A 9081-nucleotide genomic window follows, 5' to 3' on the forward strand; every position below is an offset into this window, starting at 1 on the left:
TCCCTCATAGCGGCACGGCGAAGTCATTGAGGAAAATGAGACCGGGTAAACGTCCAGCAGAGGATTCCAGCATGCCCATGCCGGGCCGCGGGTCGGGGAACCGCCGTATCCTTGTTTGGGGTCTTCTGATCACCTTTGTCTTCGCCGCCATCTATGCGTTCCTGCCCAACCTGTTCCGGCAGGTCGATCTGATGAACTATGACCTGCTTCTCAGACATCTTCCCAACAATCACGAAAGCGGCAGGGTGGTGATCGTCGACCTTGATGAGAGAACGCTCAAGCGGTACGGTCAATGGCCCTGGCCGCGGTACCGTTTGGCCGGCCTGCTTGACGGGATCGTATCCGCGAAGCCGGCGGTCATAGGTCTCGACATGGTCTTTGCCGAACCCGACAGGACATCCTGGGGAAGGGTGCTCGAGGACCTTAGCGCCTTCCACGGACGCAAGGTGACCAGCGATCGTCTCCCCGTGGAACTCCACGACAACGACCATGTTCTGGCCGAAACGCTGGTGCGGGGACCCTTTGTCCTGGGCAACCAGTTCCATTTCAACAGTTCCGGGACCATTTCGAGAGAATGCGTTCTGCACCCGCTGAAAGTGTCGTTTCTGGGCAGGGGCGGAAGAAAGGAAGAAGACCGGGGGATACCCGAGGGTACCGGTGTCCTGTGCAGCCTGCCCATGTTCTCGGAAAAAGCCGCCGCTACCGGTTTTTTGAATTTCAGTCCCGACGGTGACGGTATGGCAAGACGCCTGCAGCTGCTCATCCGCTACCGGGGCAAGGTCTACCCCAGTCTGGCCCTCGCCACCGTTCTGAAACTGAAAGGGGCGGACAATATCCTTCTGAAAAGGGATGGGAACGGCCTGCAGTCGCTGCGTTACGGGACAACGCCGATACCTGTCGACGGTCACGGCCAACTGCTCGTCAGGTTCCGGGGTCCGAAAAGGACCCACACCTACGTGTCTGCGGCGGATATCATGGACGGCGGTATTCCAACGGAGAGGCTGCGGGGGAAGGTGGTCCTTGTCGGTACCTCGGCGGCGGGCATGGCGGAATGGCTGGCGACGCCCTTTGGCTCCACCTTCCCGGGAATAGAGGCCCATGCCGCCGCCGTCGACAACCTGCTGACGGGCGACCTCATCTCCGAGCCGGGCTGGTCGAAGGGCTTCGTTCTCCTGCTCGTCGTCATTCCCGGCGCGGCCCTCTGCCTGTTCTTCCTCTTCAGAGGCACTATCTTCTGTCTTGTCGCCGTGGTTCTTTTCGTTGCCGCCCTGTGGTTGACGACGCAACAGCTTTTCTTTCACGGCGGCCTGTTCGTGGGAACGGTGTTTCCCATGGTATCCATTGTTGGCGGCTACGCGTTCCTTGCCGCGCTCCAGCACCGCGAGCAGCAAAAACGCGCGGAAGGCTCATTAAGAGAGAGCGAGGCGCGCTTCCGCACTCTCTTTACCATGGCCCCGATCCCCCTTGCGAACGTATCCCGGGATGGAAAGGTCCTGAACGTGAACAACAGCCTCACGGGGGTGATGGGTTACACGGCGGATGACCTTCCCACCGTGGGGTGCGTGTGGGACCTTTGCATGCCCGACCCCGGGGCCAGGGACAGGCTGACGACAGAATGGCGCGCGGCGCTGGAGACCTCGACGGCCAAAGATCCGGCCAGGGAGCCCCTCGAATACTCGGTGCTGTGCAAGGATGGGACGTTGCGCACCATGGTGGTCGCGACGGAGTCGGTGGGCGACAGCGTTATCGTGGCCTTTTTTGACATCACCGAGCGCAAGAGGGCCGAGGAGGATCGTCGGAGACTGGAGCACCAGTTGCTACAGGCCCAGAAGATGGACGCCATCGGACAGCTGGCAGGTGGAGTCGCCCACGATTTCAATAACATGCTCAGTGTGATCGTCGGCAACGCTGAACTGGCGCTCGGCAAGGTCTCTCCCCGCGGGGCAGTCCGCGAAGAGCTCCAGGACATCCTCACGGCCGGGAAACGGTCCGCTGACCTTACCCGCCAGTTGCTGGCGTTTGCCCGCAAGCAAGTTGTCAGCCCCAGGGTGCTCAACCTCAATGAAACGGTGGCGGGAATGCTCAGGATGCTTCGCCGGCTTATAGGCGAGAACATCAACCTGCTGTGGCGGCCGGAGCAGGGACTGTGGCGTGTCAGGATGGACCCCTCGCAGGTGGACCAGCTTCTCGCCAATCTCACGGTGAATGCCCGCGATGCCATGAACAAGACGGGAAAGATCATTATCGAGACATCGAACGTGATCTGTGATGAATTGTTTCAGGCGGCCCACCCCGAGTCGGCCCCCGGCGAATACGTCCTGCTCGCGGTGACCGATGACGGTTGCGGGATGGACAGGGAAACATTGGCCAACATCTTCGAGCCTTTCTTTACCACCAAGGAGGAGGGTATGGGGACGGGTCTCGGTTTGTCGACGGTGTACGGGATCGTCAGGCAGAACGGGGGGGTCATCGATGTATACAGCGAACCGGGCCAAGGCACAACATTCAGGATCTACCTGCCCCGTTACAGCGCTGGTATCGGGGAATCCGTGGATGAAAAAGCGATAACGGAAACACAGGGGGGCAGCGAGACGGTTCTGGTGGTGGAGGACGAGCAGTCGGTACTGAACCTCACCAGGGCGATGCTCGAAAGACTGGGCTACAGGGTTCTTGCGGTCAAAGGGGCGAGCCACGCGCTCCGGCTCGCCAGGGAATATGACGGCGACATAGACCTCCTGCTGACGGACGTGGTGATGCCGGGGATGAACGGGAGAGAGCTCGCGGAACAGATCGCCGTTATGAGACCAGGCCTCAAGTGCCTGTACATGTCCGGGTACGCGACGGATGTGATAGCCCGCAACGGGGTCCTGGAGGAAGGCGTTCACTTCATTGCGAAGCCGTTCTCCCTGTATGATCTCGCAGGCAGGGTCCGGACGGTGCTGGAGCCGCGGGAACAAAGGGCTGCAGAGATCGTGCGGGAAGAACAGATGAAGGAGAATGAATGATGGACGGACTCTTGCCGGGTTATAAGAAATGTTTCTTCTGCGGCCCTGCCACCGGCGGCCTTGGCCTGGAACTGCACTATGCGGATGACAGGGCGATATGCGAGTTCACGGCCGGCGACAGGTTCCAGGGGTATGACGGAATGCTTCACGGCGGCATCGTGGCGGGGATACTGGACGAGGTCATGTGGTGGACCATCTTTACCCGGACGCGGCGGATGTACGCCACCTCGAAGATCGAAGTTGAATTCAAAAGACCCGTTGAATGCGGCAGGATGTACCGTGCGTCAGGAAGTTTTCTCCGGAACACGGGGCGGATATGTTACCTCTCCGGCGTCATTGAAAACGAACACGGCAAGATATGCGCGCGCGGTGCCGCCTCTTTCCGGGAGTTCAGGTTCACCCTGGAAGAGCTCGCGAGGCAGCTTGACTTCAGGGGGGTCTCGCCGGAGATACGGGCTCTTTTCCAGCCGCCGGTTCCTTGAAACCTGTCGGTGCGCCGGACCCCTTGCCGCACCGGGGCCGTCAGTACCACGGACGGTGCCAGGGGTACGGGAGGTAGTAGGGGGCGGGCACGTAATAATACACCATCGGCTCTTTCGGCCACAGGTATATCTCGCTCACCTGGAAGAAAGGAAAAATGTAATCCATTTCCCCGAGCTTTCCCGGTCGGGCTTCCGTGAATGTTCCCGCGAGGGTGATACGTCTGCCCGGACTGTAGATGACGGGGTCCAGAACGCCTTCTCGATAGAGTGCCAGGAACCTCCGTGAAAGGGCCGGAGTGTCCTGAAGGTCCCCGTACCGATCGACGGGCACGTAGACCGCCTCGACAAGGGAACCGTCCCGCGTGACGGTCGTGGAGGCGATGATGCCGCCGAAGACGAAGAGCTGCCCGAGATAGCCTGAAGGGTTGGCGACGAGTTCGGCAGGGTCCGGGTTTCTCGTCCCCCTGTCCATAAGAGATCTTTGCAGCACGGGTGTCGCACAGGAGCAGAGGGTCAACGTTGTCAGCAATATGGCGCACCATCCTGCCTTTCGCATGCTTACCTCCGTTTTCTATAGATGTAGAGTAAGCCAGATATCCGGGTTCTGCAATCCCCTTGACATCGGGCGGCTCTTTGCGTGGTATAATGAGGCCCGACGGAGAGATGAAAGAGACAGGCCTGGAAAACACGGAACATGTTCTGACGGACCCTGCGGAAAGGGGCGGTATCCATCTCCTTGAAGCGCCGACGCCGGTGCCCGGGCTGCGGGTCAACATCTATTTCGTGGAGAGGCCCGTCCCGACACTGATCGATGCTCCCATGAAAGATGCCCTGTCTCTCGCCGAGCTGAGCGGACAGCTTCAGCATCTCGGTTACTCCCTCAGTGATATCGAGGTCATCATTGTCACGCATCCTCACATCGACCATTTTGGGTCAGCCGGGGACATTGTGGAGATATCGGGCGCCGAGGTCTGGGCCACGGACGATACCGCCCGGTGGCTGGAGAACTACGACACGGAGTGCCTCGAGGAAGAACGGTTCCAGAAAGCCTTTCTTGATCGTGCCGGTGTGCCCGCGGACCTCATTGCCGGCCTGGCGCATTATTTCCGGTTCCTGAAGGAGTTGGCCCGCCCCGTCAGGGTATCCCGCCGACTGGAGCCGGGAGAGATCATCGAGCTTGGCTCCCGCTGCTTCAGGCTGGAGCACGTGCCCGGTCACACCCCCTGGTGTGTGATGATGGTCGATGACAGGGAGAAGATAGCCTTCACAGGGGATTTCCTGCTGAAGGACATATCGTCGAACCCTCTGGCCCAGAGACCATCGAAGCTCCCCGCCGGATACCGGAGCCTCGAGGCCTATGCGTCATCTCTCAGGCGCGTCGCCGGGATGGGTCTCGCGCTCGCCCTGCCGGGCCACGGCGAAATGATGACGGACCCCTCGGAGAGGATATCGGCCTTGCTCGGCCTCATGGCCGTAAGGACGAAGCAGGTCACGGACATCCTTGGGTCACGGACCGATATGACGATGTACGAGATCGTCGGAGAGGTATTCCCGGGGCTTTCACGGGATGAGATATTCCTGGCCGTCTCGGAGGTCTTCGCCCATCTCGACCTTCTCGAAGGACGGGACATCGTGCTTAGCAAGGGTGAGGGCATTCCTTCCCGCTTCGCCCTGCGTCGCTGAAAGACGGCGGGATAACGTTGCCGGCCTCCGATTGACACTTTCACGTCTCTGAGATACTATTGCTGATATGCAGATGCGTCTCGTGCATCCTTGACGGCCACAAGGAGGCCAAATGGCACACCCCTCCGCAACGTATCAGCAGCTCATCGATGAGATAGCTTCTCTCAAACAAGAGATTGGGAGACTGAAGAGATCGGAAGCGGACCGCCGGAAGATCAGGGACAGGCTCGAGAGCCGCATTGCTTCCCTGACGCAGCCGATGGAGGATGCCGCCGGCGTAGAGTTCGAAGATCTTTTCGACCTCGATGAGATGCAGCGGCTGCAGGATGAGCTGTGCGTCGCCGTCGGGGTGGCCGCTCTCCTCACACGCATCGACGGTACCCCCATAACGAGGCCAAGCAACTTCTCCCGCTTTTGCAGCGACATAGTGCGAAGGACCGAACGTGGAAGAAAGAGGTGCCAAACGTCCGACGCACATCTGGGGCAGTATCACCCCGAAGGGCCCGCCATTCAGCCCTGCCTGAGCGCGGGATTGTGGGGTGCCGGGTCGAGCATCACCGTCGGGGGGAGACATATAGCCAACTGGCTCATCGGCCAGGTGCGCAACGAAGCCCAGAGCGAAGAGAATGTCCGGGCTTATGCCAGGGAACTCGGAAGTGACGAAGAGGCGTTTGTCGAAGCCTTCTACGAAGTGCCGGTGATGTCAACGGAACAGTTCCGCTTTGTCGCCCAGGCGTTCCACACGCTGGCAAGCCTGCTGTCGAGGGCGGCTTTCCAGAACCTCCAGCAGTCCCGCTACATCGTGGAACGCAGGCGCGCCGAAGAGGCCCTGAGCAAGAGCGACTCATTGATACGTGCCATAACGGACTCCGCGAAGGACGCCATCGTCATGATGGACCCGGGAGGACTGATCTCCTTTTGGAACAGGGCGGCGGAACGTATCTTCGGTTACACGAAGGAGGAGGCGGTCGGTAGTGACCTTCACAGGCTGGTGACGCCGGAGCGTTTCCTGGAAACTTACGGCAGGGCATTCGGCATGTTCAGAGCGAGCGGCACGACACATTCACCGGAGAAGAGCGTTGAATTGCTGGCGTGCCGGAAGGGGGGAGAGGAATTTCCCATCGAGCTGTCCCTCTCCGCCATCCATCTCAAGGATGGCTGGCACGCGGTTGGCATCATGCGGGATATAACGGAGCGCAGGAAGGCGGAAGAGGAACTGCATGAGTCCCGCAGAAGGTTGGAAGATATCATTGAATTCCTCCCCGATGCCACCCTTGTGATTGACAGGGAAGGAAGGGTCATGGCCTGGAACCGGGCGATCGAGAAGCTGACGGGGGTCACCAAGGACCAGATGCTCGGGAAAGGCGACTACGAGTATGCCGTACCGTTCTATGGCAAGCACAGGCCGATCCTCATCGATTACGCGCTTCATCCCGAAATGGAACTGGAGTACGAGTACACGGCCTTCCAGAGGGTGGGTAACACTCTTTTCGGTGAGGCCTACACTCCCGGAATACCTCCCGGCGACTTTCACGTGTACGCGACGGCATCCGTCCTTCACGATTCGAAGGGCAATGTCATTGCGGCGATAGAGTGCATCCGCGACGATACGGAGCGCAAGAGACTGGCCGACCGCCTCAACAGGGCGGAGAAGATGGAGGGATTGGGAAGGCTGGCGGGGGGCGTGGCGCATGACATGAACAATGTCCTCGGCGTGCTCGTCGGCTGTGCCGACCTCCTTCGGGCAAGCCTGCCGAAAGACACTCCCTACTGGAAATATGCCGATGACATCCTGAACTCGGGCCTGAGAGGGGCGGCGATCATCCAGGACCTTTTGACCCTGGCGAGAAGGGGTGTGGCGGTCTCCGAAGTGGTAAACCTCAACGGCATCATTGCCGATTATCTCAAGACGCCTGAGTTTGACAAGCTCAAGACGGACCACCCGGCAGTGGAGATAAACGTCGAACTTGCCGACGGACTCCTGAACACCAGGGGGTCTCCCGTTCACCTGAACAAGACCCTCGCGAACCTTGTCTCCAACGCGGCGGAGGCGCTGGCGGGCAGCGGGGAGATAACCATCAGGACGGAGAACCGCTATCTCGATGTGCCCATCCAGGGATATGACAGCATGAAGGAGGGTGATTACACGATCCTGAGCGTTTCCGACACAGGCAAGGGAATATCCGAACGGGACATGGGAAAGATCTTCGAGCCTTTCTACACGAACAAGGTCATGGGAAGGAGCGGGACGGGTCTCGGCCTCGCCGTGGTGTGGGGCACCGTGAAAGACCACGACGGATACATAGACGTGAGGAGCGAGGAGGGCGTCGGGAGCACCTTTACGATCTATCTGCCCGTCACGAGGGAAGAAATAGCGAGAAGAAAGAAGGTCATCGATTCCCTCGCGTACCGGGGCAAGGGAGAGACCATTCTTGTTGTTGATGACATCAAGGAGCAGAGGGAGCTTGCCATCAACATGCTGACCGTTCTCGGATACACCGTGGAGACTGCCGCGAGCGGGGAGGAGGCTGTCGAGCGCCTGCTCGGCAAGACGGTGGACCTCTTGCTCCTCGACATGGTCATGGACCCGGGGATGGATGGATTGGAGACTTACAGGAGGATCCTCGAAACCCACCCGGGGCAGAAGGCGGTCATCGTCAGTGGCTTTTCCGAGACCGACCGCGTGAAGAAGGCCCAGGCCCTTGGGGCCGGGGCCTTTGTCCGCAAGCCCTATATAATGGAGAAGATCGGCCTCGCGGTGAGACGGGAACTGGACAGGGGCAAAGATGATGATGTATCCCTGGAGACGTAGAGGGGTCGGGCCGCCTGCCCGTTCTCTCCAGATATGTTCCAGGGGCGCGGAGTAGAAGGGGGATAAGAGTGAAAGGTGTCTTGTCAAAGACCCTGCTTGCCGCTGTCTGCATTTGCGTGTTGTGCGGTATCGCAGATGCGACAACCTCGGACACCTTCAGGTGTCCCAACGGTGCCATCATCGCGATCAACGACAAGCTCTCAACGGTCGCGCTCAGGTGCGACGCCCCGACGTCCGTGACGGGTCTGCGAATGCGGGGAGGAATGCCGAAGGTTACATAAACCTTGACATGCGCGGTACAGTGCGGGATGATTTTGGTGTTTCAACGGAGGTCTTCAACAGTCTCGCACTAGAGTTCAATCCAGGTGGTGGTGATGATGATCAAAGGAACGACGAAGATACTGGGGGTTGTCGGCTACCCCATCGTCCACTCACTCTCTCCCGTGATGCACAATGCGGCGATCGAGTATCTTGGAGCCGATTATGTCTATATCCCTTTTTCGGTGAAGCCCGAGGACCTGGCTGCGGCCCTTCGGGGGTTTGAGGCCATGGATGTGCAGGGGTTCAGTGTTACCATTCCCCACAAGCAGGCCATTATGCCCCTCCTGACGGAGATCACCGCCGAAGCGAAACTGTCGGGTGCCGTGAACGCCGTTTCCCGGACAGAGAACGGCTGGAAGGGGACCAATTACGATTCCTTCGGGTTTATGGCCCCGCTGAAGGAGATGAAGGAAGACTGGAAAGGCATCGCCCCCGTCATCCTGGGGAACGGGGGGGCGGCGAGGTCGGTCGTCGTGGGCTGCCAGTCCCTGGGTTGCCGCGAGGTCCACGTCTTCGGACGGAACCCGCAAAAGCTGGCCGACTTCGTGGATAGTTGGAAGAACACACCCGTCCACGATGTCCTCAAGGTCCACGCCTGGGATGAACTGGAGGGGATGATATCCGGGACGGGACTTATCGTCAACGCCACCCCGATGGGCATGTATCCCAGGGGGGACCAGCTTCCCGTCACAGAGGACGTGATAGGGCGCATAAAGCCCGGGACCGTCGTCTATGACCTGATCTACTCTCCCAGGCCCACTTTGTTCCTGAGCAAGGC

Annotated in this window: 7 protein-coding genes; 6 read left to right on the forward strand and 1 reads right to left on the reverse strand. The window is 59.7% G+C overall.

Annotation, left to right across the window (positions count from 1 at the left end; all coding sequences use genetic code 11):
- Nucleotides 1–71: 71 nt before the first annotated feature.
- Together GXX82_01960 and GXX82_01965 are read left to right on the forward strand one after the other, a co-directional pair.
- Nucleotides 72–3005, forward strand: a complete 2934-nt coding sequence (locus GXX82_01960) for a CHASE2 domain-containing protein (protein NLT21791.1) — start codon at nt 72–74, stop codon at nt 3003–3005.
- The gene (locus tag GXX82_01965) at nt 3002–3487 is read left to right on the forward strand and encodes a PaaI family thioesterase (protein NLT21792.1); all 486 of its coding nucleotides are present in this window, start codon (nt 3002–3004) and stop codon (nt 3485–3487) included. Before GXX82_01960 ends, GXX82_01965 begins: the two co-directional genes overlap by 4 nt.
- Before the next feature lie 40 nt (nt 3488–3527).
- Here the strand turns inward: GXX82_01965 and GXX82_01970 are convergent, their stop codons facing one another.
- On the reverse strand, nt 3528–4043 hold the full coding sequence (locus GXX82_01970) for a hypothetical protein (protein ID NLT21793.1): 516 nt from the start codon (nt 4041–4043) through the stop codon (nt 3528–3530).
- A gap of 107 nt (nt 4044–4150) precedes the next feature.
- On the opposite strand from GXX82_01970, the gene GXX82_01975 reads away from it, so the two are divergent.
- The 4 genes from GXX82_01975 to GXX82_01990 all read left to right on the forward strand — a co-directional run.
- A complete protein-coding gene (locus tag GXX82_01975; GenBank protein ID NLT21794.1) occupies nt 4151–5170 on the forward strand; it encodes an MBL fold metallo-hydrolase in 1020 nt (339 codons plus the stop codon).
- 112 nt (nt 5171–5282) lie between these two features.
- Nucleotides 5283–7982, forward strand: a complete 2700-nt coding sequence (locus tag GXX82_01980) for a PAS domain S-box protein (GenBank protein NLT21795.1) — start codon at nt 5283–5285, stop codon at nt 7980–7982.
- Nucleotides 7983–8050: 68 nt separating this feature from the next.
- Nucleotides 8051–8263, forward strand: a complete 213-nt coding sequence (locus GXX82_01985) for a hypothetical protein (protein NLT21796.1) — start codon at nt 8051–8053, stop codon at nt 8261–8263.
- Nucleotides 8264–8356: 93 nt separating this feature from the next.
- Nucleotides 8357–9081 (forward strand): shikimate dehydrogenase (locus GXX82_01990; GenBank protein ID NLT21797.1); only part of this gene is annotated, 725 nt, incomplete at its 3' end.

Origin of the sequence: Syntrophorhabdus sp. (assembly GCA_012719415.1) — a bacterium.
Classification (GTDB): Bacteria; Desulfobacterota; Syntrophorhabdia; order Syntrophorhabdales; family Syntrophorhabdaceae; genus Delta-02.

Bases quoted from the DNA above. Each gene is read 5' to 3' on its own strand.
- GXX82_01960 (NLT21791.1), top strand. From the start codon at position 72: ATGCCCATGCCGGGCCGCGGGTCGGGGAACCGCCGTATCCTTGTTTGG.
- GXX82_01965 (NLT21792.1), top strand. From the start codon at position 3,002: ATGATGGACGGACTCTTGCCGGGTTATAAGAAATGTTTCTTCTGCGGC.
- GXX82_01970 (NLT21793.1), bottom strand. From the start codon at position 4,043: ATGCGAAAGGCAGGATGGTGCGCCATATTGCTGACAACGTTGACCCTC.
- GXX82_01975 (NLT21794.1), top strand. From the start codon at position 4,151: ATGAAAGAGACAGGCCTGGAAAACACGGAACATGTTCTGACGGACCCT.
- GXX82_01980 (NLT21795.1), top strand. From the start codon at position 5,283: ATGGCACACCCCTCCGCAACGTATCAGCAGCTCATCGATGAGATAGCT.